The sequence below is a fragment of the Paenibacillus motobuensis genome (genome assembly GCF_039521865.1).
Classification (GTDB): domain Bacteria; phylum Bacillota; class Bacilli; order Paenibacillales; family Paenibacillaceae; genus Fontibacillus; species Fontibacillus motobuensis.
This window is the reverse complement of record NZ_BAAACX010000004.1, coordinates 299,249-324,097: the sequence shown is the minus strand read 5'-3', so window position 1 is coordinate 324,097 and position 24,849 is coordinate 299,249. Positions and strand designations below refer to the sequence as shown.

Here is a 24,849-nt window from a genome sequence, read left to right as displayed (position 1 = left end):
CTATGCGTGAGCTTTCGGCTTGGAATACAGCTTGGTTCTTACCCAGATTGTGTTTAACAGCAATAAAATACCGGAAATAATGAATAATCCTTCAATGCCGATGAAGCCGGATAACGTACCTCCGATCAAGGCGCCGAACATGTTGCCCAGGGCCAACGTACTACTATTGAAGCCGAAGGCCCGGCTCTCCATTCCGTCGGGGGTATAAAACCGAATCAGAGCGTTCACGCTCGGCAGAAGTCCTCCCATGAAGATCCCCATCAGGAAGCGGACAATAACCAGTTGCCAGACACTCTGCACAAATGCTTGTGGAATCAGCATCGCTGCGGCACCAATCAGACAGAATGTCAATATGCGGTGTGCTCCGATCTTATCGCTGACCCGGCCGAGTATCGGCGAAGTGATCATGTTGGACATCCCTGTGACCGCACTGACGAAGCCTGCCCAGAACGAGGCGTTCACCGCGGTTCCATGCAGTCTCTCTACATATAGCGGCAGCAAAGTCATCGGGCTGATCATGGCGAACTGCAGCAGAAATGTTACAGCAAATAAAGCGGTCAGCTGCTGAGTCTTCGTTAATTCGCGCAGGCCTGCAAGCACAGAAATTTGCGGTACTTGGGCTGCGGCTTCTTTATTGAAGTTCTCGCGCACGAACAGCAAGCAAGCTAGGGAGGCGAGGAATAACAGGCTGCCGGTAATATAGAAAATAGGGCGGAATCCTACCCAATCGGCCAAAAGTCCGCCGATCAGCGGGCCAAGAATCGTACCTGCGACGTTGCCGGACTGGATCGTTCCCATCGCAAAGCCCATTCTTTCCTTCGGCGCCGTTCCGGATATGAGCGATACTGCAGCCGGGTTGAAGCCGGAGATCGTACCGTTGAGTAGCCGCAGCATGAGCAGATGCCATGGCTGTGTAGCTAAGCCCATGAGGGCAATAACAATCGACATGCCGAATCCGGAGCGAAGGAGCATGACTTTTCTTCCATATTTATCAGCCAGCTTGCCCCATATCGGCTGGAAGATGAAGGAGGTCGCAAAGTTGGCTGCAAAGATGCTTCCGGCCCATAAGCCGATCGCATGTTCTCCGTGAACATTCAGATCTCTGGATAAGTAAAGAGACAGAAACGGAGTGATCATGGTCATTCCGGCATTGACAAGGAATGATCCAACCCAAAGCACAATGAGGTTTACTTTCCAGGTTTTCAGTGTGCTTCACTTCCTTTCTGACTGTATTCTGGGTGTAATAATATAGAAACCTCAAAAAGACTGATCTTTCTAGTATACCACAATGGTCCATAATCATCGGAGCAGTTGTCATATGATTGTCATGAGTTTTCCGGGTGTGATAGTTGTTACATCTAGGTAAAGAAGTCATAATGTATAATATAGGATTTTGATAATAGGAGGAGAAGTTGGTTGGCATATAATGATCGGTTTATTCGCGCATGCCGGAGGCAGGAGATCGATACGGTTCCCGTCTGGTACATGCGACAAGCAGGCAGGTATGACCCGGAATATCGCAAGATCAAAGAGAAGTACAGCTTGCTCGAAATTTGCCGTCAACCGGAGCTTGCCGCGGAGGTAACGATGATGCCGGTACGCAAGCTTGGCGTGGATGCGGCTATTTTATACTCGGATATTATGAACCCGGTTGCATCGATCGGTATCGACTTCGATATTGTCAAGAATATTGGACCGGTCATCGACAATCCGATTCGTTCAGAGGCCGATATCGACCGTCTGACTCCGATTGATGTCGAGCGTGATCTATCCCATATTTTAGAGACGATACGTATTCTTGACCGGGAGTTAGAGGTTCCGCTTATTACTTTTGCCGGGGCTCCATTTACGATTGCCAGCTACTTAATTGAGGGGCGTCCGTCCAAGAGCTACATACGTACAAAAAGTATGATGTATGGCGAGCCCGAGCTATGGGACAAGCTGATGTATAAGCTTGGAGATATGGTCATCGCCTATTTGAGAGCACATATTAAGAATGGCGGTAAAGCGTTCCAACTGTTCGATAGCTGGGTTGGCGCGCTGGCCAGACGCGATTTTGAACGATATGTATTACCTACAATCACTCGCATTTTTGCCGAGCTGTCCGATCTTGATGTACCGAAGATTTATTTTCCAGGCGTAAGTTCGGGGGAATTGCTGCCGGCTCTGACAGAGCTTAAGGCGGATGTGATTGGTCTTGACTGGCGCATATCGATCGAAGAGGGAAGGCGTAGAACCGGAGGGGACTTTGCTGTACAAGGCAATTTGGATCCATATGTTCTAACTGCGCCTATGCCTGTGATTAAGCAGTATGCCAAGGATATTATCGACCAAGGCATTCAACAGCCGGGGTTTGTGTTCAATCTCGGACATGGACTATTCCCTGAGGCATCTCTAGATAAGTTACGTGAATTGACGGAATATGTACATGAGTACTCACATCAGGCTATTGCGCAGAAAGAATAGATATTGGCTGTCTCAATTTAATGGATGAGGTGAATAAAAGCGTGAGCACAAAAATCGGCGTATTGGTGATGTCTTATGGCACACCGGAGAGCATGGATCAAGTAGAGGCTTATTACACACATATACGGCGCGGGCATCCCCCGACTCCGGAGCAGCTTCGGGAACTGACAGAACGTTATGAGGCAATTGTTGGCGGCGTGTTCCCCCTGCGCGCGAATACGGATAAGCAGGTAGCTGCCTTGCAGGAGACGCTGGGTCAGCTGAACCAAGGTTCGGATCAGCAATTTGTCTGTTATCAGGGGTTGAAGCATGCCCGTCCATTCATAGAGGATGGAGTAGAGCAAATGGCCCGTGACGGTATTAAGCAGGCGATCGGAATTGTGCTTGCTCCACATTATTCGGTGATGAGCATTGGCGGCTACATAAAGCGGGCTGAGGAGAAGGCAGCCGAGCTGGGCGTAGAGATGAGCTTCGTGCATAGCTATCATCTGCATCCGAAGCTGATCAAAGCGTTCGCAAATCGGGTGTGTGCCAAGCTGGATCAGTTCAAAGAGGGCGGCGCGAATCGGGATCAGGTAAAAGTGTTATTCAGCGCGCACAGTCTGCCTGAACGCATCCTTAAGATGGGAGATCCTTATCAGGATCAACTGTTGGAGACAGCCGGAGCCGTGGCAGCGGAAGCTGGAGTGAATAACTGGCAATTCACATGGCAGAGTGCGGGCCGTACAGCCGATCCATGGCTGGGACCAGATATTCTCGATACGCTCCGCAGCTTAAGCCAGGAACAGGTGGAGGATATTCTTGTGGCTCCAGTAGGGTTCGTATCAGATCATCTGGAAGTGTTGTATGATCTAGATATTGAAGCGAAGACGATTGCCAAGGAGTTGGATATGCGCCTCGAGCGTATCGAATCCTTAGGAACCGATCCGCTTTATATGGAGACGCTGGCCGAGTGCGTTATGAAACAAGCAACAGATTTGAAATAGATTTCTAGATCTACTGCCTAAGTAGTTTCATTAATGTAACAAACGTGAAATTATGAACCCTTCCCTGTAAAATAGGCGGAGGGTTCTATTTATTTGTAGTACCTTGATATAATAAAATCAATGATGTCATGAACAAATCATGTTTTCAAAGGAGTCTCATGGATGTATCCACCAAGGTCTGAAAAAAATAAAAAACGAAAACAAGAGCAGGAACGCCGCCTAAGCCGTTTTTGGCTGGCAGTGAACGGCCTTCTTATCTTTATTATTGTTGTGCTAGGGACTTATTATTATCTTGATTATCGTACGGTCCAGGGGAATAGCAAGAATGTAGAGCAGCAAGAGCAGAATAATCCTGGTCTGTATGAGATGCCGGATATTTCCCAGCATGAGAATGAGCCGTCAAATGAAGGCGAGGATCGTTCCGCTCAGACAGATTCCGCATTGAATGCGGATGGGCAAGATAACTCATCCACGGACGGATTGCTGGATGATGAGGGATCCAGCACCACAGTAGATGCTGATCTGAACGGCGATCTGAAGCTGACACCGGAGGAGACGGCCTCCGGGGATCAGGTATTGATCCATTTCGCCGGGGATACGATCTTCTCTGGCAATGTGGCGAAGGTCCTAGAGAAGCAGGGCTATGATTATCCTTATCAGTATGTTAAGGATCTGTTCCAGGGCGACGACCTCACCGTGCTCAACCTGGAGACGCCAGTGACGTATGGAGGGACTGCCGCTGAAGACAAGACGTTCGTGTTCAAGTCCTCGCCGAAGGCGCTCGAAGAGATGTTCAAGGCCGGTGTTGATGCGGTTAATCTGGCGAACAACCATACTCTTGACCAAGGGGTAGAAGGATTGCTGGATACGATTCAGCATTTGAAGGACAATAAGATCCAATACGTCGGTGCGGGCAGCAATAGCGATGAGGCTTATGCTCCGACTTACTTCAAACGCAAAGGAATCAAGATCGCGCTATGTGGCTTCAGTCGGGTGATCCCGCAGGCAGACTGGGCCGCTACCAAGAAGAACGCTGGGGTTGCAGCCGTGTATGATTCCACTCTCGCGGTTAAGGCCATTAAGGAGGCCCGTAAGAAGGCGGATCTGGTGCTAGTCGTAACTCACTGGGGCAAGGAGAGAGTAACGAAGCTGGAGGACCATCAGACGAACCTGTCCCATGCCTTTATTGATGCCGGCGCCGATCTGGTCATTGGTGGGCATCCCCACGTGATGCAAGGCATTGAACAATACAAGGGGAAATGGGTCGTGTACAGCACGGGGAATTTTATTTTTACGAAATCGAATGATCCAAAAACGTGGGAGACGGCAGTATTCTCGGCAAAATGCAACAAGAGCGGAGACTGCCAACTGAAGCTTACGCCTTACCTTACGGAAATTGGCCAGCCAGTTCCCATGGATGAGAAGAATGGCACCAAGCTGTTGAAGGAAATAGAGGCTCTATCACCTGGGATTAGGATCAATGACTCTGGTGAAGTAAGAACGAAATCTTAACTGTAAAAACTTGCCTTATTTTATTATAAGTGTCATTCCATTTTGATGAGTGAGTCAACAGGCGGGGGTCGTAAGTCATGGGAAATATACAAAATTTATGTGTAGCCCATCGAGGCTTCTCTGGAATTGCTCCGGAGAATACGATGGCTGCGATCCAGCGAGCAATGCAGGAATCTTATGTGGAATGGGTAGAAGTGGATGTTCAGCTGTCTAAGGATGGGGTTCCGCTGCTTATTCATGACTTCACTCTGAATCGAACGACGAACGGGCGGGGCCCTGTAGGGGAGAGGACCTGGGCTGAGTTAAAGAGTCTAGATGCAGGGAGTTGGAAGGCTCCTGAATATGCTGGGGAACGCTTGATCAGCCTGGATGAGTTCCTGGAGGCAATTGCCGGACGATTGCGAGCTAATATTGAGATCAAAACGCAAGGGAATATGTATCCGGGCATTGAGGAGAAGATCGTATCAGCGATAAGGAGATATAGGATGGAGGATGAGGTGGTTCTTACTTCCTTTGAGCCACGTGTTCTTGCTAAGGTGAAGGAGATCGGCCGGGGAATCCGCACCGGATTAATCGTCGATGAGAAGCCGAGGGATTTGTTCATTCGCCTTCAAATGCTGCACTGCAGCTTTCTGTCGCTGAATTATCGCTATTTAACTGCGGAGCTGGCTACCAAGGCGGCAAGATGTGGTATTGAGGTTATGGCCTGGACGATGAACGATGTCAGGAAGCTGCGACGGGTCAGAGCAAAGGGCGATAAGGTTCTATTATGCACCAATTGGCCAGATCGATGGTTGAAGGCCATGTCTTGCGTTCGCAGTTGAAAAAATATTGAGCTTATTCGGCAGCTACGTACCGGTCCAGAATGGATCGGTATTTTTTAGGTAGGCCTAAAACCTGGTTCGTAGAAGATGTACGGGTAACTGCAGTACAGGGGCATGGCCAGTACCGTGAATATGAACAGACCCTATTCTGTGATGTAGCAGTATATAAGCCTTAGAGCGCGCGTTGACATAAGTCGCAGATACTTGCAAAAAGGTAGGTTTCTATGTCACAATCGACATAGGTACGCTGAATTCCGCTCTGGATATTCGTGCGAATGATGACAACGGGTACGAAAGGGGCTGACAACCATTACCTCAGGGTACAGGCCGCCTAGTACTCGTTGTTTTTTGCTTATTTTCCGCAAATATAACTTTACATAGAATTTAACTACCTCTACTAAAGGAGAAATATATAGTGAACAGAACAATTGCTAACGTATATTGCGTAGGACGCAACTATCGACTGCATGCTGAGGAATTAGGCAATGCGGTGCCGAAGGAACCGATGATATTTATGAAACCGTCCCATGCGATCGTGCCAATGACTGGTGCTCAGCTTGATCTGCCCACAGAACAGGGTGAGGTTCATTATGAGGCTGAGCTCGTATTGCGCATCGCGCGGGAATATAAGCCGGGGATATCAGTAGATGAACTCGTTGATGTTATGGGATTCGGCATCGATTTCACACTGCGTGATGTCCAGACTGAGTTGAAGGCCAAGGGACATCCCTGGACGGCGGCTAAGGCATTCCGCAACTCCGCTCCGATCACCCCTTACATCGCATTTCCGGGTACGGAAGAGACGGCGAGGGAGGACTTCATTCTGCGCAAGAATGGCGAGATCGTCCAGCGCGGCAATATCGCGAATATGATCTTTCCACTGCAGCGAATTATCGATTTTGTGGCTGAACGTTATGGACTGGGTGAAGGTGACCATATTTTCACAGGTACTCCGGAGGGAGTTGGCCCGGTATATAAAGGTGACCGCTTGGAAATCTCCTATGGATCCCAAGTACTTGGAAGCTGTGTGATTGGGAGCGGGCCTGCAGCTTCGGGACGGTCGTAATGATAGACTGGATTATCGGGGCGTTATGCGCCCTATTGATTGCTGGAGCTGCTTATTGGAAGAGATCCTTATCTTTATCGGGGGCCGTTGCTGCTGTTATTATGGGCACTGTATATTATGCAGCTGGTAATTTATTTTGGTTTGGTATATTGATCCTGTTCTTCGTGACCTCATCTATATTCTCCAAGCTTCGCGGCGAACGCAAGGAAGAGCTGGAGAAATCCTATGCCAAGAGCGGCAGGCGTGACGCCGGACAAGTGCTCGCTAATGGCGGTCTTGGGATGGTTGCTTGCATATTGAATGCGCTGTGGCCAAATCCGGTCTGGGGATGCTTCTTCATTGGTACGATGGCAGCTGTAACAGCAGATACATGGGCTACAGAGTGGGGTGGACTGAGCAAAAGACCGCCTCGTTCCGTAGTGAACTGGAGAGTTGTTCCGCCGGGAACATCCGGCGGGGTCTCTTCGTTGGGCAGTATGGCAGCGCTGATTGGCGCCGGGATTATTGGTGGTGCCGCTTGGGTGCTGCTGAGATGGACTGGAGATATGCAGGGCGCCATGCAAGGCTTAATATCGATCGACTTATGGAAATGGATTGTTATCGGCGGAGTGTCGGGATTTGCCGGAGCGATGGCGGATTCATTGCTAGGTGCAACAGTACAGAAGATGTTCCGCTGCGAAGTATGCGGCAAGATCGTCGAGGTTCGCGAGCATTGCGGGCAAGCTACCGTGCCGGCACGAGGTTGGAACTGGATGAGCAATGATGCGGTAAATCTGATCAGCTCTGTGGCAGCTGGCTTCATTGCCTGGGGGCTGGGGGTTATTTTAACCTAGCTGGAGCATTGCCTTTTATTAATATCGTATTAATTGAACAGAAAAGTAGGGAAATAACTATGAATATCATGACAGTAGAGCATTTGACGAAAACCTATGGCGAGAAGGTCCTGTTTCAGAATGCTTCCTTCGGAATGGATGAGCACGATAAAATTGGTGTGATCGGGGTAAATGGGACGGGAAAATCGACATTCCTGCGCGTCATTGCTGGATTCGATCAGGCCGATGAGGGCAAAGTTGCTATCAATCGGGATGTCCGTGTTGCCTATCTGGCCCAGAATCCGGAATTTGACGCTGAACTTACGGTGCTTAGAGCGGTATTTCAGGGGGAGGATCCGCAGCTTCAGGTCGTGTCAGAATATATGGAGGCCATGGAGCTGCTGGAAATGCTGCCAGGTGACCAGGTGCTTGCGGAACGTGTAACCCGATTAACGCAGGAGATGGATCGAACCTCGGCTTGGAATCTGGAGGATGAGGCCAAGACAGTCCTATCCAAGCTTGGTATTACCGATTTCAGTCAGAAGATCGGTAGTATGTCCGGCGGCCAGCGGAAGCGGGTAGCCCTAGCGTCCGTACTGATCATTCCATCGGAGCTGCTGATCATGGATGAGCCTACGAACCATCTTGATAATGATACTGTCGGCTGGCTAGAATCATTTCTCCAGAAGCGCCGCGGTGCCCTATTACTGATTACGCATGACCGTTATTTCCTCGATCGGGTCTGCAATGTCATGCTGGAGCTGGATCATGGACGTCTGTTCCGTTATGAAGCGAATTATAGCCGTTTCCTAGAGCTGAAGAGCGAACGGGAAGAGCGGGAGGCAGCGTCGGAGCAGAAACGGCAAAATCTGCTGCGAACAGAGCTGGCCTGGATCCGGCGGGGAGCTAAAGCGCGTTCCACAAAGCAGCGGGCGAGAATTGAGCGTTTTGAGAAGCTGCAATCACAGGGAACAGATTATAAGAGTGATTCGGTGGATATTTCAGTCGCTTCCACCCGGCTGGGGCGGAAAATCCTGGAGATCAGCGATTTGAGCAAATCATTCGGGGAGCGTCAGTTAATCTCCGGCTTGAATTATACGGCGGTGCCTGGCGATCGCGTCGGCATTATCGGTCTGAATGGAAGCGGAAAATCGACGCTGCTGAACATGATTGCCGGGCGAATTCAACCTGATGCAGGTGAGATTGAGCTTGGAACGACAGTCAAGCTTGGTTATTACACGCAAGAACATCAGGAAATGGACGGTAAGATGCGCGTCCTCGATTATATTAAGGAGGAAGCAGAGCTTGTAACTACGGCGGATGGTTCACGAATTAGTGCTAGCCAAATGCTGGAGCGTTTCCTGTTCACAGGCGCGATGCAATGGACGCCGATCGAGAAGCTGTCCGGCGGAGAGAGAAGGCGTCTCTATCTATTGCGAGTGCTGATGAGCGCTCCGAACGTATTGCTGTTGGACGAACCGACCAATGATCTGGATATTCAGACCTTGACTGTATTGGAAGCTTATCTGGATGAATTCCCGGGTGCTGTGTTTACAGTATCCCATGACCGTTATTTTCTCGACCGTACCGTGGATAAGATTATGGCCTTTGAAGGCGACGGGAAGGTCGCTGTTCACGTTGGTGATTATAGCGATTATCAGGAGCGGGTACAGCGTGATGACCTTGGCGGTAGTCAGGAATCGGAGTCTGAGCGTGGTGGATCAGGTAAAGGCAATCAAGGCAACGGTGGAAATGCGAGCAGAAACGGCAGTCATAACGGAGCTGCTACTCAGGGTGACGCGGCTGGTACCGATGGCCGGGCTGCGCGCACGGAGCGGCTCAAGTTCAGCTATAATGAACAGCGCGAGTATGAAGCGATCGATGGGAAGATCGAAGCAGCAGAAGCGCGGCTGACTGAGATTAGCGCGGAAATGGAGCAAGCGGCTAGTGATGCAGCAAGGCTGCAGGAACTGATGCAGGAGCAACAGACAACAGAAGCAGAGCTGGAGCATTTGATCGAGCGTTGGACCTATCTCAATGAGCTTGCTGAGAAGATTGAGAGCCAGCGTAATCAATAGTCGTGCTTGAGTCTGGTCATCGAATAAAAAGACGCCTGTCCCCAAAAAATGTCCGGGACTAGAGGCGTCTTTGCTTTATCTATCGAAGCGGAATCACAGTTACTCTGTAACGTAGGCAGCGAGCAGCTTAGCAGTATTAATAACCGCTTGTTTATGCGTCCGTTCCATAGCATGCGAAGCATGAACGCCCGGCCCGATCAGAGCGGCGCGGATGTTATTGCCGGCGCGCAGGGCGGCGGAAGCATCTGAGCCGTAATGCGGATAAATATCGACCGCATACGGAATTTCAAGCTGCTTGGCCAGCTCGATCAATCGGCCAGTCATATCGTAATCATAAGGGCCGCTGGAATCCTTGGCACAGATCGACACATCGGTCTCTTTGCAGCTGAGATCATCGCCCATTGCGCCCATATCAACGGCTACCATCTCATTGATGCCTTCCGGCAGCCAGGCTGCACCATGACCAACCTCTTCATAATTGGAGAGGAGGAATACGAGGTCATGCTTCGGTGTCCAGCCTTCGCGCTTACTCGATTCGATCAGTCCAAACAGAGCGGCAACGCTGGCTTTGTCATCAAGATGACGGGATTTCACATACCCACTCGGCGTAATGACGGCCCGGGAGTCGAAGGAGATGAAGTCTCCTACGGAAATACCGAGTTTCAAGACATCCTCTTTATTCTCTACCCGCTCATCGATACGAACTTCCATATTTGCTTCCTCCCGCTTATAGGTGCGGGCATCATCGTATACGTGCACAGATGGATGCAGGGATAGAATCGTTCCGGTATACTTCTTGCCATCACGAGTATGAATGACACAGTATTCGTTCTCGATACTGTTCATCAAGAAGCCGCCGACCGAAGTCAGCTTCAGCGTTCCGTTCGAGGTAATCGAGCGGACCATCGCTCCAAGCGTGTCAATATGCGCGCTCAGCGCGATGCGACGGGACGAATCGCTGCCCTTCAAGGTGAGCAGAGCGCCGCCTTTCTCATTCAGGGAGAAAGGGATACCTAACGATTCGGCTTCAGCACGAACAAGTTCGATGACTTCATGCGTATAACCGGTCGGGCTTGGTGTATCTAGCAATCTTTTTAAGAGATTCAAAATATAAGCTTCATTGGGCTCTATATTCATAGTTACAATCCTCCATCGTTATATCAAGTGCTGACAGGTTGAAACTGTGCAGTTCGCAAGTCTACTTGTAGTTCATTTCCCCAAGATGAGAGAAACGGCCGGGTTAGCTGTTGGTTGTAGGTTGTTCTTCAGCAGGCAATTCTTCCGGCTTCGATTCCGGAAAAACATAGCCTGTAGCTTCCTGAATATGTACAAGCTTGGCATTCAGAGTTTTGACTTGCTTCTGCAGGCGGTAGCCGCGAAAAATGCCGAAGGAACCAACGATAATGCCGCCGAGCAGCGTACAGCCAAGGATAAGCAGAATTTTCGGCAGGCTGACCGTTCCAAACAGTAGGTTCACATCGACCATGTCCACATTAATTACAGCAAAGACAGCAGTAATCAACGCAAATATCAAAGCGAGAATAAGAGACCATTGGATTTTCATGAGGGAACACCTCCTTCTTATTGACAGTATAAAATCCCTCTCCCACAAGGGGCAAGGGATTTTTTATGACGCTGATGTAAAGAGGAGCTAAACGGGCAATTATTTCGTCAGCTCTTCCATTTGTTTGATAACATCCTCGAACACGCTCATTGCTTCGCGGATTGGCTGAGGAGATGACATGTCGACTCCGGCCTTGCTCAGAATGTTAATGGAGTAGTCGCTGCCTCCGCTCTTCAGGAAGCCGAGATAGTTATCGACTGCTGGCTTGCCTTCATCAAGAATCTTCTTGGAGAAGCTGGTAGCCGCAGAGAAGCCGGTCGCATATTTGTACACATAGAAGCTAGTGTAGAAATGCGGAATCCGTGCCCATTCCATCTCGATATCTTGATCAACCTTCATTTCGTTGCCATGATATTTCACATTGAGATCGTAGTAGATGGACGATAATTCTTGCGGTGTCAATGATTCACCAGCCTCAGCGCGTTCATGTACAATTTTCTCGAACTCGGCGAACATGGTCTGACGGAAGATCGTCGTACGGAATTGATCCGCATAGTAGGTCAGCAGATAGAGCTTCTGCTTCGGATCGGTGGATTTCTTAAGCAAGTAATCCATCAGTAGTGCTTCGTTCGTCGTCGAAGCTACTTCAGCCAGGAAGATGGTGTACTGCGCATCCCGGTATTTCAGAGCTTCATCTGAGAAATAGGAATGCAGGGCATGGCCCATCTCATGCGCCAGAGTGAACATGCTATTCAAGTTGTCCTTATGGTTGAGCAGAACATATGGATGTGTGCCGTAGGCGCCCCAGCTATATGCGCCGGTCCGTTTGCCTTCGTTCTCATATACGTCGATCCAGCGGTTCTCGAAGCCTTGGCGCAGCACCTGAAGGTATTCCTCACCGAGCGGTTTCAATCCATCAAGCACGGTCTGCTTGGCCTCATCGTAAGTGATATCCCATTTATATTCCTCGACTAATGGAGCGAACAGATCGTACATATGCAGTTCATCCACGCCCAGCAGCTTCTTGCGCAGCTTCATATAACGGTGCAGAAGCGGAAGGCTCTCATGGATGGTGTCGATAAGATTGGTATAGACTTCTTTAGGAATGTTGTCTCCATGCAGGTACATTTCCAGCACGGAAGGGTATTTGCGAACGCGGGAATAGAACATGTTCTTGTTCACATTCGCACTTAGGGTAGCGGCAATCGTATTCTTCTGCTTGGCATACGTCTCATAGACGGCCTTGAAGGCGCGGCGGCGGACATCCCGGTTCGGGCTCTCCAAATATTGAATATAGCTGCCATGGGTAAGCGGAACTTCCTTGCCATTCTCATCCTCGATGTTCGGGAATTTCATATCGGCGTTGTTGATCATGCCAAAAATGCTCTGTGGCGCCTGAGATAGATTGCCAACTTGAGCAAGCAGCGCTTCCTCAGCCTTGCTAAGAACATGGGCTTTCTCGCGCTTGATCTCCTGGAGCGTGAATTTATAATCGGCCAGCTCCGGGCTACCGATTAACGCATCAAGTTCCTTCTCAGGAAGGGACAGAATTTCAGGAGTGATGAAGGATAATGCCTCACTCACCTCGACGCTCAATTTCTTGGCTTTTTGCAGCAGTGCCTGATATGTAGGATTGGTAGTGTCTTCATCGTGATGAAGATGAGAATATACGTATAGACGTTCTAGCTTGAGGGAGATGTCATCCTCGAGCACGAACACTTCCTTGATCATTTGCGGAGTGTTCAATTTGCCCTCGTATTCCGACGTCTTCTTCTTTAATTCCTTTAATTCATTGTAGGATGCGTCCCAGGCCTGTTGGCTTGGGAACAGGTCATTAAGCTCCCAGGTGTTGTTTTGCTCAACTGCGGATCGTTTTGGTAATGTGCTCATTGGTATCCTCCTCTGTTTTGGATGAGATGAAGTTGCAGATGCTGGTTGTTGAAAGGTGGTGTCAGCGAAAACTCCGGAGAATAGCAGGCAGCCGGATAGCAAGAGAGGAAGTATGGAATGTTGGTTCAAGTTGGGAATACCCTCCTATTTAGAGGTAGTTCAAAATGGTGCTGAAAATCGGGCTTTTTGAACATACACTGTTAATATATAGGAGTTAGTATATCCTCACTTGGTGAGTTCTATTTGCCGGCAGATATCCTTCGGAACTTTGAATCAACCCAGATTCCAAAAACTATAAACGATTAAAATAAAAGCTGCCACGATCATGACTATTGAGGTGATGGCAAGTCCGCGTTTCAGTTTGGGCGGGATGGAATTCTTGTTTAATATCACTACAAGCCCAAGACAGAATGCGCAAATAATGAAGATTAGATAGGTGCTCTCCATGAAAATACTCACTTTCTACATATTTTAGAATCGCAGCCGCCAGTTGGGGGCCGCGATTGCACACAAGTTAAAGTGTCTTCGGACAGGCCCTCTAGACGAGCTTGAAGGCGTCCATAATCTCTTTCCATTCTTCTTCCCGGCCTACGAAGTCCTCCTTCGGGAACCGGTCAGCAGCCCATTTCATAAGGGCGGGGCGGCTCAGAAATGTATGTGTTTCCTCGCCCCATTGGTCCGAGATCTCACGGAGAATAATATACTTGCCTTGCACCTCTACAGTCATCATATTCCATTTGTCGCGTTTGTATATTTGGTGTTTTTTTATCATTATGACTCTCCGATCTGTGCATCATTTGTGACGATAAATGACTTATGATTTTTATCATCTTGAATTGGAACATTTTCATGAAAATGATAACGCACTATATGAAGGAAAGCAAATAAAAAAGGGGCTCGGCCGAATGGAAGTAAAAGATTTTTTAACAAAATGACACGTTGCATTGTTCATAGGCATAGAGTATAATATGGTTATTCGTCAATGATGACGATTATTTTTAGGAGGTTGTTCATTTGAAAGGTACAGTTAAATGGTTTAACGCAGAGAAAGGCTATGGCTTTATTCAGGTAGAAGGCGGCGAAGACGTATTCGTACATTTCTCCGCAATCCAAGGCGACGGATTCAAAACTTTGGACGAAGGCCAAGCCGTTGAGTTCGAAATCACTGAGGGCAACCGTGGTCCTCAAGCTGCTAACGTAATCAAATTATAAGATCTATTCCGTTTAACGGATCACTTATAAAGTTTGGTTCCAAGCGCGATAATGAAAGACACAGCTCTAATTAGGGCTGTGTTTTTTTGCGTTTGAAGCCTAAGTGAAGAAATACTGTTAGCCCGGATCCTTGCAGTAGCAAGTTGTGCCTTTTTTGCTCTAACGAAACTACAGATCGTTATTGACTAAAAATCACAGGCATTTCAAGTCTAACGAAACTACAGACCGTTATTTGCTCTAAAAATAGGTTTTTGGTCGTTCTTTAGCTCAAATAGCGATACCCAGTTTCGTTACAATTTTCAGCAACTCTTTTTAGATCGAATAGCGTTACCGCGTTTCGTTAGAGAATGACGGGATCCTGTAGGAAGCAGGAAAATTGCTGAACGAATTGAATTACTAGGGAAAGTCCAATATCGGCGATATCGGTGCAGAATAATCGTTAGATTAATACAGGATAATGCATCTGATAAATGTTTTTAATACATACAATGACCGTTAGAATTAGCGACAAACTGTTGTCACCAATGGTTTGATATATTGGGATGGAACGGGGGAAAAGGATCAGCAATGAAACGGATGGATCGAATGATGGCCATTGTGTTGGCTCTTCAGCATCAGACGGAGACGGCGCAATCGCTTGCCGATAGGCTGGAGGTGTCAAAGCGGACGATTCTGCGCGATGTGCAGGCGCTGTCTGAGATCGGCGTTCCGATCTACGCGGTGAGCGGTCCTGGCGGCGGATACCGCTTGATGGAAGGCTATAGACTTCCCCCGCTGCAGTTGGATACGGAGGAAGCGTTGGTGTTGCTGCTCGCTCTGGACGGGATGACGAAGTACAGCGACAGTCCGTTTCAACAAGCCAGATGGACGGTAAGGGACAAGATCCGTTCCGTACTTCCAGAGCATACTTTAGGTCAAATTACTCCTTTACTGGGACATGTAGAAATGGAGGTGCCGGATCGTCGTTATAAAACACCGTATTTAGGCGACTTGATGAAGTATGCTGCGAACGGGCAGTGGCTATTAACGCTATATCGTTCGCAGAATCACAGCCGACAACTGAATATTCGTCCGCTGCGAGTTTATGCAGCCCACGGGTTCTGGTATTGTGAAGCGTACTCGTCTCAGCATGGGGAAGTGCGTACATTTCGGGTCGACCGCTTTGTAGAAATGGAGGCTTTCAGCATGCCGGAGTCTGAGGTGGAACAAGAGCTTAATTCGCTGAGTTCATCTAAGGAGGCGACAGCGCTTGAACAGTCCGTACATATATGCGCGAAGCTCACTTATCGCGGGGCGCTGTTGGCAGAGCAAGATCCTCATATGGGGCATCTGGTCAAGCAGACTGGAGATGAGGAGTGGGAGGTTGCCTTTGATTGCCCGAGATCGGAATGGAATTGGGCGGTGGATTTTTTCTATTATATCGGGCTAGATGCTGAAGTGCTGGAGCCAGTACGGCTTCAGGAAGAGATCCGTGCGAAGGCGGAGCAGCTGGTACAGAAATATTCAAGAAATGAATAACGAAAATCTCGAAGTAATAGAGGAGGATTGTGGTATGAAGAATGAAAATAGACATGTATTGGAGCGCAGCAAGGATTTTATATACAGGAACGCTAGATTGCTGGACCGGCTGCGGTTTGCCTACCATTTCGAGAAAGGCTCCAAGGAGGATGTCCTGCGAGCACTGCAGGCTTATCAGAACGAGGATGGCGGCTTTGGGAACGCTCTGGAGCCGGATATGCGCTGCCCGCATAGTCAGCCCGTAACTACGGAAACAGCTCTGATAATTATCAAGGAAGTAGGCGGATTTGATCATGTTATGCTAGACGGTATTCTGTCCTATTTACGGGGAATAAGTCTCTCTGGGGGAGGTTTACCGCGGGCTACTAGTGCTGTGAATGATTACCCGCATGCTCCTTGGTGGACAACAGAGCAAGATGATGTTCCGTCTCTAAATCCGACGGGAAGTATTATCGGAATGCTGCTCGGACAATCGGAACGCACTGAGTTTCAAGCTGAACGATGGTTCCGGGATCACGTAGACTTTGTATGGCGCTGTCTTGAGGAATCCTCTGCAGGTCCTGGCGACTATCATGATGCGGTACAGTGGATATCCTTCCTCGAGACTGTATCCGGAGAGCTGGAAAGGACAGCAAAATATAAGGAAATCCTTGATGAATGGTTAACTGGGCCGAAAGGTATTGAGAAGAACATCCATGCTGAAGGATACGTCCATAAAGTTCTCGATTACGCGAAGACCCCAGACTGTTATGCTAACCGGCTCCTTCAATCTGATGATATAGAACGGCATTTGGATTGGTTAATGGATGGTCAGCAAGCTGACGGGGGCTGGAATATCACATTTCCGGCTGTTAGTCCGACAGGGGAGCAGGAGTGGCGCGGTTCGTTAACCGTTGACCGATTAATTACGCTGAAGGCGTATGGGCGTTTGGGGTAAGTTAAGAGTTTAGGATATGCTTTGATTGAAAATATTAATGCAGATGCAAAAAAATATCCTTTGGTACAAAGAATTAATAGATTGACCTAATTAGAAGAACCTTGATAGGCGTGCCCTATCAAGGTTCTTTTTTAGGTTGGAGATTCATCTCCGTTCCTTACCCTTTTTCAGTGAAAGATAATATTCAACCCCGTCCAGAATACGCTCCAGCCCGAATTCGAAGTCATCTCCAATGGGGTTGGCCTCCTCTGCTTCATGGGTATACACCCCTGACATCACGAGCGGATATAAATCTGGAAAACGATCGGGAGTCACCAGCTTTTTCAATGCATCGCTGTAATCAAAACCGGTAAATGAACCAGGACTCTTTCCAGCCTTTAGGGTCCGTTCCAAATCGTTCATAATAATTCCACAAGAGCGTGCATAGCTGCTTAAGAGGAGTACGATCGACAGTTTCTCATAATCGTTAAGCGGCAGGTCCCGGGTGCTTCGTAGTCCAATGTCCGCTATTTCCATATTATTAGGTGTCATCGGGACTCCAGTGATTGTAATATCGGTATACCAAGGATGTTTACGTATCACATTGATGTTTGCCCGAACAAACCGGCGCATTTTTTCGCGCCAATCCATGTCCTGCTCGGCTTCCTCTGCGATATCTATATCGCACGCGGCATCCATCATCAGCAGCAATAAGTCGTCTTTACTTGGAACATAACGGTATAGAGACATGGTCGTAAACCCTAGAGTCGAAGCGATTCGGCTCATAGACACAGCGGAGAGACCCTCCTGATCCGCAATAGCAATCGCGGTTTCAACGATCTTCTCGATGCTCATTTCTCGTTTGGGTCCCCGCTTCGGCGGCTCAACAAGCCCCCAGCTAAGTGCTATTCCTGGAGGCAGGTTGTCCATTTTTTCATTATCCATTGCTTCACAATCCCCTCATGATTATCCATCAGTGGCTCAAGATATATATAAATTTTTTATAATTTTTATATTGCACTCTAATTGTATATGGAATATACTGTGTATGCAATAAACTGTTTACACAATACACAAATTAATCATAAGGAGGAGAACGGATGAGCTCATACGCGATTGAGATTTCCGCCTTGCAAAAAAAGTATGGCCAGCAAACCGTTTTAAATGGAGTTGACTTGAAGGTTCCAGAGGGGGGGATTTTTGCACTGCTAGGGCCAAACGGCGCTGGTAAAACCACATTGATTAACATTCTCTCGACGTTGGTTGCTCCCGACGGGGGATCAGCCAAGATAGCGGGATATGACGTGGTTCATGATAAAGAAAAGGTGAAGCTATCCATTAGTTTGACGGGTCAATTTGCTGCTGTCGATGAGTCCTTGTCGAGCGAAGAAAACCTAAGGATGATGTGCAGGCTCTCCGGTCTCTCGCGGACGGAAGCGCGGGCACGGGCTAGTGAGTTGCTTGAGTATTTTAACCTGACGGAAGTAGCACGCAAACGGGTAAAGACTTTCTCCGGAGGGATGCGGCGGCGGCTGGATTTGGCTCTTAGTCTAGTTGTCAGGAGGCCGATTTTATTTTTGGATGAACCAACGACGGGCCTGGATACACGGAGCAGGCGCGCACTATGGGATATCATCCTCGACTTGTCCGCAGACGGAGTCACCGTGTTCCTGACGACGCAATATTTGGAGGAAGCCGATCAACTGGCTGACACCATTGCTGTCATCTCGGGTGGCCGCATTGTAGCCCATGGAACCCCGACAGAGATGAAATCTCGAATCGGGGGGGAAGTCGTTGAACTCCGCAATCCCCATGACGATGTTATCCGGGAAATTCCAACGGGCGGGAGCATCGCTGACTTGAAAGAGATTTTGGATGGCCTAGTGCAAACGGCAGGGGAAGGAACGCGGATCAGTATTCGCAGACCAAGTCTGGATGATGTATTTCTGGCTTTAACGGCAACAGAAAAGGAGGCTGCTTTATGATTCAGAACCTTTCATCAATCAAAGAGCCATCCCAGATGGTCACAAGCGGCGTATTTATTAGCCGCAGTCTACTGCACAGCCTGCGCAATGCCGAGGTCTTGATTATGGCGATTATGCTTCCCATCATGCTTATGCTGATGTTCACTTATGTATTCGGTGGGGCAATCTCCCCTGGTGGGGATTATGTAAATTACGTCGTTCCGGGAATCATCTTGTTATGTGCGGGGTTTGGTTCCTCCAGTATAGCAGTGGAAGTAACGACCGACATGACCAATGGCATCATCGACCGATTTCAGACCATGCCGATTCGCAGCATCCACGTGATTACAGGCCATGTGGTAGCAAGTGTGGCGCGTAATTTGCTGGCGACAGCTATTGTGTTTGGCATTGCGCTTCTTGTCGGTTTTCGACCTGCTGCAAGTTTAGGGGCTTGGTTTGGAGCGGTGGGCGTGATTACATTGTTCATCTTGACGTTCACCTGGTTATTCGCCGCGATCGGTCTCGTTGTCAAATCGCCTGCTGCTGCGAGCGGATATGGATTTGTGTTGTTGTTCCTTCCGTATTTGTCGAGTGCTTTTGTTCCAACGAGTACGATGCCAGTCTGGTTGCAAGGTGTAGCAAACAACCAACCGATTACCCCGGTTATTGAAACCATTCGTGCACTGCTCATGGGAAATCCGATTCATGACCATATCTGGTGGGCGTTGGGCTGGTGTGTGTTGATTCTGGCGGCCTCACTTATTTGGTCTACCTGGTTATTTCACCGTAAGGCGGGACGGCGGTAATAATTTCTGTTTATGCTTCATCAGCCAGTAATAATAAAAAGCAGTCTGTTCTCCAAAAGGAGCACGGGCTGCTTTTTTCATTAGTAAAAGGCTTTAGCCTTTCTTCGAGGAGCCGATAGATTTACCTTGCACGTATTGCTGGATCGCGGTGAAAGTAGCGGGTTGCAAAGCCGATGCAAGCGATGAGAGCGAACGTCATGGCAATGAGGTAGAAGCGCTGGCGGCCGAACTGTTCGAATACGATTCCGCCCAAGGTACCGCTGAGCAGACCGGAAGCACTGGACCATGCAATCGTGAACAAGGCCATCCCGGTCGCCCGGAATTCATCGGGAATCAGTCGGGTGAGCATCCGTATCGCTGTAACATAGAAAATGCCGAAGGAGAAGCTATGCATTAATTGGATCGCGATAATCGCATAGGCCGATCCCGTTAGACTAACAAGCAGGAATCGAGTCGCAAATACTAGACTGGCAAAAATAAGCAGCGGCAGTTCCTTAAACCTGTTACCATAAATGCTTAGAAATAGAAAGATCGGTATTTCAGAGCAGGATGATGCGAGTTGAGCCCAGCCGATCACATTTTCTCCAGCCCCCAGATCTTTGAGGGTAATGGTCAGGAAGGCATCGTTCATCCGCGCCGAGATAGCGAGACAGAAGACACAGCCGAAGAACCATAGCAGCTCCTTCTGACGCAGGATAGACCAGATTCCAGACATGTTCATTTTCGCTACTGGACTGCTCTGATCCTGGATGAACATCGTAATAAGCAACGCAATTCCAGCTATTGCCATAGTTACCCACATCGTCCTGGATGCGCCGATCAACGATAGTACATACCCGATGACGAGAGCAAAGAAGGCGTAACCAATGGAGCCGAAGATACGAACTGTAATAAAGCTCTTGCCATGCTGCTTGGCAGCATTAATCGCAATCGTATCAGACAGCGGGAAGACAGGGTAGAAGAAGAAATAGAATATCGTAATAATCAGCATGATCATGGAAAAAGAGGTTGAAATCGAAAGGATGTAAGACATGATGATTTGACCTATTAACAGGATGCACATGATCTTTTTGACCGTTCTATATTTATCGCTGGCGATACTCCATAGGAGATTGGCTATCAGAGAAATCATGGGTCCCAACGCATACAAGACTCCGATTTGGCTGTTCGAAAATCCGAGCTTGGCATAGAAGAGCGGGAAATAGGTGCTGACCAGCACCATCGTTCCGTATATGGTAAAGGAAAAAGCGCGCATCGATGATAGATTGGGCCGGGATAATGAAGACGATTCCATATAGTGATGACGACCTCGTTTCGGTGGTGTTGTATGTAGGATTCGTAAATCAAGCTATGTCTCGCAATACAATTAAAGCTAGTATATCACAAGCTGTCGGAAAAAGAGGGAGATATTATTATCATCGCGATATAGGTGAATTGGTCAAATATGATCTCGAATGTAAACGCTATCTATTTTGATCAAAAAAAACACATTTCGGCGCTGAGGCCGTTATTGTCAAAAACGGATTAAGCCTTGCGGGGCGCGGATTGTATAAGCTCATAAACCACATATTTACGGTTTAATCCTTCAGCGCTATCGTTAGAAATGTAAGCGCTAGCAATCCTGCAGGATTCGCAAATAGCAAGACAAGTTAAACATTTAAAAAAAAGAACATCTATGAAATCGAACTGAAAGGGGTGATCCTATGCAAGACACCAAAGCTGCTGTCTCAGGTGAAGTCATGTTAAAACCCAAAAGCGCCGGTAAGGACCTGTGGAAGAGAATCATACAGAACTGGGAGCTGTACATTTTCATTGCGCCTGCATTTCTATACTTTCTTATTTTTTCATATGGGCCGATGTATGGCATTCAGATTGCGTTCAAGAACTTTATTCCGACCAAAGGTATCTCTGGGAGTCCATGGGTTGGATTTGATCACTTCGAACGATTCTTCCATTCTTATTATTTTTGGGATTTGCTATGGAACACACTGAGTATCAGCTTGTATGAACTAGCCGTAGGATTTCCAATTCCGATTATCCTAGCTCTGGCCTTTAATGAGATCAGGAATGGCGCCTTCAAAAAGCTGGCCCAGACGGTGACGTATGCACCGCACTTTATTTCTGTCGTGGTTATGGCCGGGATGATCATTTCATTCCTGTCCCCTTCACAAGGGATCATTATTCATATGATCGAAGGAATGGGGTTGCAAGCACCTGCTTTCCTAACAGATCCGAGATGGTTCAAGACGATATATGTCTTGTCAGGAGTATGGCAGAGCGCAGGCTGGGGAACGATCATTTATTTGGCAGCTCTGTCTGGTGTCGACCCTGGGCTTCATGAGGCAGCAATTATTGATGGCGCGTCACGTTTCCAACGTATTCGCAACATCAACTTGCCTACCATAATCCCTACGATGACTATCTTACTGATCTTGAATATAGGCAGCTTGCTTGGGGTAGGATTTGAGAAAATCCTGTTGCTGCAAAATCCGTTGAACATGACTTCATCGGACGTCATTTCCACTTTCGTGTACCGCTCCGGTCTCGTCGATGCACAGTACAGTTTCTCAACAGCGATCGGCTTGTTCAACTCGGTCATTAACTGCATACTGCTGGTTACTGTAAATCAGATTGTACGGCGGACGAGCGATAATAGTTTGTGGTAGGGAGGAGGGACACGAATGCTATTAGGTGTTAAAGAGACGAGAAGGGACAAGTTATTTCTAGCTTTTACTTACTTCTTTGTAATCCTAGCTTTTGTCGTTGTGTTGTATCCATTGCTCTATATGCTCAGTGCCTCCATCAGTGATCCGAAGTATGTTGCTTCCGGGGAGATGTGGCTGTGGCCCAAAGGAATTACGTTCGACGGTTATAAGCGAGTATTTGAGAATACAAGTATCTGGATCGGTTATGGAAACACGATTCTATACACGGTTATCGGTACAACAATCAACCTGGTCGTTACACTGCCTGCAGCTTATGCACTGAGCCGTAAGGACTTTGTCGGTCGCAACTTCTTCATGGGCATGTTCATGGTTACGATGTTCTTCAGCGGCGGACTGGTTCCATCCTATTTGCTTATTAAGTCGCTTGGTATGGTAAATACGATGTGGGCAATTGTGATTCCGTCTGCGGCGTCGATCTGGAATATTATCGTTTCGCGCACATTCTTTCAGGGTTCTATTCCACCAGAACTGCAAGATGCGGCGCAAGTGGACGGATGTACGAACATGAGGCTGTTCATCAAAATTATTCTGCCCCTCTCGATGCCAATTATCGCGGTAATGGCTCTGTTCTATGGGGTTGGTCACTGGAACAACTATTTCTCGGCCATGATCTACTTGAATGATGCAGGGAAATACCCGTTACAACTCGTCTTGAGGCAGATTCTAGTGCTGCAAGAGATGTCTGCACAAGGCGGCGGAGCAATTGATACTTCAACGGCTGCAGCTATGAATAGCAAGGCGGAAATCGCGGCTTTGGTCAAATATGCAGTCATTATTGTAGCTACAATTCCAGTTATCGTGATCTATCCATTTTTACAGCGGTATTTTGTACAGGGTGTTATGATTGGTTCTGTTAAAGGTTAATAACATTAACTATCAAAAAAGGGAGTTAAGCTAATGAAAAAACTCTATAAGCTATCATCTATCGCTCTTTGCCTCGCTCTATCGGCAGGTCTGGTATCCGCTTGCGGATCAAATAGCAGCACGAATAACAGTTCCGCAGCTAAGAATACCAACAACGTAGAAGTGAAAAAGGAAGGCTTCCCGATAGTAGATCAACCTCTTACCCTCTCGATGATGTCGCAGGATGCCGGTCTTGCGGACTGGAATAACATGCCTGTCTTGAAGGAGATGGAGAAGCTTACCGGGATCAAATTCACATATCAATTGACCCCAATCGATAGCTTCGCAACGAAGAAGAATCTTGTATTCGCCAGCGGGGATTTGCCAGACGTATTCTTTGCCGCTGATTTGAAGTCATCCGAACAGGTGACTTATGGATCCCAGGGAGTGTTAATCCCTCTGGAAAAATATATCGATGAAGGCTATGCACCGAACATAAAGAAGATTTTTGATGAACATCCTGAGATTCGTCAATCGTTTACAACGCCGGACGGTCATATCTATGCACTACCGTTTATTGACCTGTCTGCTGTGTGGTATCGCGGACCGATGTGGTATAACGGCAAATTTTTGAAAGCGCTAAACATAAAAGAACTGCCTAAGACGACGGATGAACTCTACACCTATTTGAAACGGGTAAAAGAAGAGGATCCAAACGGCAATGGCAAGAAGGATGAAATTCCGCTGACTTCGGTGAAACTGGACGATTTGCGCATGTTCTTCCTCGGTTTCTGGGGGATGTACAGCGAGACCATCTATGTCGATAACGATGGTAAAGTGCACTATTCGCCAGCAGATGAAGGCTATAAAGAATATTTGACCTTCCTGAACCGTCTCTGGAATGAGGATCTGCTGGATCATGAGACCTTCTCGCAAACCGATGAACAGAAGAAGGCCAAAGGTAAGAACAACCAGGTTGCATTGTTCAGCGATTACTATCCATACTTTACGCTTGGTGGTGAACCTAGTGAGGATAATCCATTGATGACGCCAGTAAGCAGTGATATTCAAGGCACTCCGGTATATGGCAAACATCCGGGTATCTCTACTAATGGTACCTTTGCGATTACAAGTAAGGATCCGAATCCAGAAGCAACGATGCGTTGGGTTGATTATCTGTACAGCTATGATGGAGCAACTTTGTTCGGACAAGGACCTGAGAACCTATTGTGGAAATATACGAATAAAGACGCTCACGAGAAAGAATGGTTGCCAGTTCCAGGGGGCAAGGATCGTGAAGACTATCGCGGTACGATTACACCGAACTATGGCATCCTGACTCCTGGGATCGCTTCCAGTGAATTGAACATCGGCCTTAGAAGCGACTTCGACGAATGGATCGATAAGGAAAACCAAGAGAAGCTTGTACCGATTGGAAGAAGCCCATTCCCTAACGTGTATTTGACCAATGACGAGCAGAGCGAAGCATCCGCCTTGTTCTCTGATATCGACACTTATGTGAAACAGATGGAAGCGAGGTTCGTGACGGGTCAAGAACCGTTGTCCAACTGGAACAAGTACGTAGATCAACTTAAGAAGATGGGTGTAGACCGCTACGTTGAATTGTACCAAGCCGCTTACGACCGCTCTAAGAAATAGAGAATGG

The 24,849-nt window shown here is 48.0% G+C and carries 22 protein-coding genes; 15 read left to right on the top strand and 7 right to left on the bottom strand.

Going from position 1 to position 24,849, the window contains the following annotated elements; all coding sequences use genetic code 11:
- Positions 1-1,206, bottom strand: coding sequence for an MFS transporter (locus tag ABD014_RS02800; protein ID WP_343857341.1), 1,206 nt, complete (start codon positions 1,204-1,206; stop codon positions 1-3).
- A 210-nt stretch (positions 1,207-1,416) separates the two neighbouring features.
- On the opposite strand from ABD014_RS02800, the gene hemE reads away from it, so the two are divergent.
- The 7 genes from hemE to ABD014_RS02765 all read left to right on the top strand — a co-directional run bounded on the left by hemE (position 1,417) and on the right by ABD014_RS02765 (position 9,744).
- Complete coding sequence (gene hemE, locus ABD014_RS02795) at positions 1,417-2,466, top strand: uroporphyrinogen decarboxylase (protein ID WP_343857155.1); 1,050 nt, start codon at positions 1,417-1,419, stop codon at positions 2,464-2,466.
- A gap of 41 nt (positions 2,467-2,507) precedes the next feature.
- Complete coding sequence (hemH, locus tag ABD014_RS02790) at positions 2,508-3,452, top strand: ferrochelatase (protein ID WP_343857153.1); 945 nt, start codon at positions 2,508-2,510, stop codon at positions 3,450-3,452.
- 162 nt (positions 3,453-3,614) lie between these two features.
- Positions 3,615-4,964 carry a CapA family protein gene (locus tag ABD014_RS02785; RefSeq protein WP_343857151.1) on the top strand — a complete coding sequence of 450 codons (1,350 nt, stop codon included), beginning with the start codon at positions 3,615-3,617 and terminating at the stop codon, positions 4,962-4,964.
- A 77-nt stretch (positions 4,965-5,041) separates the two neighbouring features.
- Positions 5,042-5,788 carry a glycerophosphodiester phosphodiesterase gene (locus ABD014_RS02780; RefSeq protein ID WP_343857148.1) on the top strand — a complete coding sequence of 249 codons (747 nt, stop codon included), beginning with the start codon at positions 5,042-5,044 and terminating at the stop codon, positions 5,786-5,788.
- Between the two features lie 415 nt (positions 5,789-6,203).
- Positions 6,204-6,854: a fumarylacetoacetate hydrolase family protein gene (locus tag ABD014_RS02775; protein WP_343857146.1), complete on the top strand. Its 651-nt coding sequence runs from the start codon at positions 6,204-6,206 to the stop codon at positions 6,852-6,854.
- 2 nt (positions 6,855-6,856) lie between these two features.
- Positions 6,857-7,687: a DUF92 domain-containing protein gene (locus ABD014_RS02770; protein WP_343857339.1), complete on the top strand. Its 831-nt coding sequence runs from the start codon at positions 6,857-6,859 to the stop codon at positions 7,685-7,687.
- A gap of 59 nt (positions 7,688-7,746) precedes the next feature.
- On the top strand, positions 7,747-9,744 hold the full coding sequence (locus ABD014_RS02765; protein WP_343857143.1) for an ABC-F family ATP-binding cassette domain-containing protein: 1,998 nt from the start codon (positions 7,747-7,749) through the stop codon (positions 9,742-9,744).
- A 99-nt stretch (positions 9,745-9,843) separates the two neighbouring features.
- Here ABD014_RS02765 and ABD014_RS02760 read toward each other — a convergent pair whose 3' ends face one another.
- The 4 genes from ABD014_RS02760 to ABD014_RS02745 all read right to left on the bottom strand — a co-directional run bounded on the left by ABD014_RS02760 (position 9,844) and on the right by ABD014_RS02745 (position 13,970).
- On the bottom strand, positions 9,844-10,881 hold the full coding sequence (locus tag ABD014_RS02760; protein WP_343857141.1) for a M42 family metallopeptidase: 1,038 nt from the start codon (positions 10,879-10,881) through the stop codon (positions 9,844-9,846).
- Between the two features lie 103 nt (positions 10,882-10,984).
- Positions 10,985-11,308 (bottom strand): LapA family protein, encoded by a 324-nt coding sequence (locus tag ABD014_RS02755; protein ID WP_343857139.1) that lies wholly within the window; start codon positions 11,306-11,308, stop codon positions 10,985-10,987.
- A gap of 99 nt (positions 11,309-11,407) precedes the next feature.
- On the bottom strand, positions 11,408-13,198 hold the full coding sequence (gene pepF / locus ABD014_RS02750) for an oligoendopeptidase F (RefSeq protein WP_343857137.1): 1,791 nt from the start codon (positions 13,196-13,198) through the stop codon (positions 11,408-11,410).
- Between the two features lie 538 nt (positions 13,199-13,736).
- Entirely contained in the window at positions 13,737-13,970 is a 234-nt protein-coding gene (locus tag ABD014_RS02745) for a hypothetical protein (protein WP_343857134.1), read from the bottom strand.
- Positions 13,971-14,212: 242 nt separating this feature from the next.
- On the opposite strand from ABD014_RS02745, the gene ABD014_RS02740 reads away from it, so the two are divergent.
- The 3 genes from ABD014_RS02740 (at position 14,213) to ABD014_RS02730 (ending at position 16,865) form a co-directional block, all read left to right on the top strand.
- Positions 14,213-14,410: a cold shock domain-containing protein gene (locus ABD014_RS02740; protein WP_068780385.1), complete on the top strand. Its 198-nt coding sequence runs from the start codon at positions 14,213-14,215 to the stop codon at positions 14,408-14,410.
- Between the two features lie 567 nt (positions 14,411-14,977).
- A complete protein-coding gene (locus ABD014_RS02735) occupies positions 14,978-15,928 on the top strand; it encodes a helix-turn-helix transcriptional regulator (protein ID WP_343857128.1) in 951 nt (316 codons plus the stop codon).
- A 34-nt stretch (positions 15,929-15,962) separates the two neighbouring features.
- Positions 15,963-16,865 (top strand): prenyltransferase/squalene oxidase repeat-containing protein, encoded by a 903-nt coding sequence (locus tag ABD014_RS02730; RefSeq protein WP_343857127.1) that lies wholly within the window; start codon positions 15,963-15,965, stop codon positions 16,863-16,865.
- A gap of 144 nt (positions 16,866-17,009) precedes the next feature.
- On the opposite strand, the gene ABD014_RS02725 is transcribed toward ABD014_RS02730, so the two are convergent.
- On the bottom strand, positions 17,010-17,789 hold the full coding sequence (locus tag ABD014_RS02725) for a TetR/AcrR family transcriptional regulator (protein WP_343857125.1): 780 nt from the start codon (positions 17,787-17,789) through the stop codon (positions 17,010-17,012).
- A 155-nt stretch (positions 17,790-17,944) separates the two neighbouring features.
- On the opposite strand from ABD014_RS02725, the gene ABD014_RS02720 reads away from it, so the two are divergent.
- Entirely contained in the window at positions 17,945-18,829 is an 885-nt protein-coding gene (locus ABD014_RS02720) for an ATP-binding cassette domain-containing protein (RefSeq protein ID WP_343857123.1), read from the top strand.
- Positions 18,826-19,614, top strand: coding sequence for an ABC transporter permease (locus ABD014_RS02715; protein WP_343857121.1), 789 nt, complete (start codon positions 18,826-18,828; stop codon positions 19,612-19,614). Before ABD014_RS02720 ends, ABD014_RS02715 begins: the two co-directional genes overlap by 4 nt.
- A 121-nt stretch (positions 19,615-19,735) precedes the next feature.
- Here ABD014_RS02715 and ABD014_RS02710 read toward each other — a convergent pair whose 3' ends face one another.
- Positions 19,736-20,908, bottom strand: coding sequence for an MFS transporter (locus tag ABD014_RS02710; protein ID WP_343857119.1), 1,173 nt, complete (start codon positions 20,906-20,908; stop codon positions 19,736-19,738).
- A 409-nt stretch (positions 20,909-21,317) separates the two neighbouring features.
- Between ABD014_RS02710 and ABD014_RS02705 the strand changes: the two genes are divergently transcribed.
- Genes ABD014_RS02705 through ABD014_RS02695 form a run of 3 tightly spaced genes read left to right on the top strand, consistent with a single transcriptional unit; the run spans position 21,318 to position 24,842 of the window.
- Complete coding sequence (locus ABD014_RS02705; protein WP_379339238.1) at positions 21,318-22,280, top strand: ABC transporter permease; 963 nt, start codon at positions 21,318-21,320, stop codon at positions 22,278-22,280.
- 15 nt (positions 22,281-22,295) lie between these two features.
- Positions 22,296-23,204, top strand: a complete 909-nt coding sequence (locus ABD014_RS02700) for a carbohydrate ABC transporter permease (RefSeq protein WP_343857117.1) — start codon at positions 22,296-22,298, stop codon at positions 23,202-23,204.
- Between the two features lie 33 nt (positions 23,205-23,237).
- The gene (locus ABD014_RS02695; protein WP_343857115.1) at positions 23,238-24,842 is read left to right on the top strand and encodes an extracellular solute-binding protein; all 1,605 of its coding nucleotides are present in this window, start codon (positions 23,238-23,240) and stop codon (positions 24,840-24,842) included.
- Positions 24,843-24,849 lie beyond the last annotated feature (7 nt).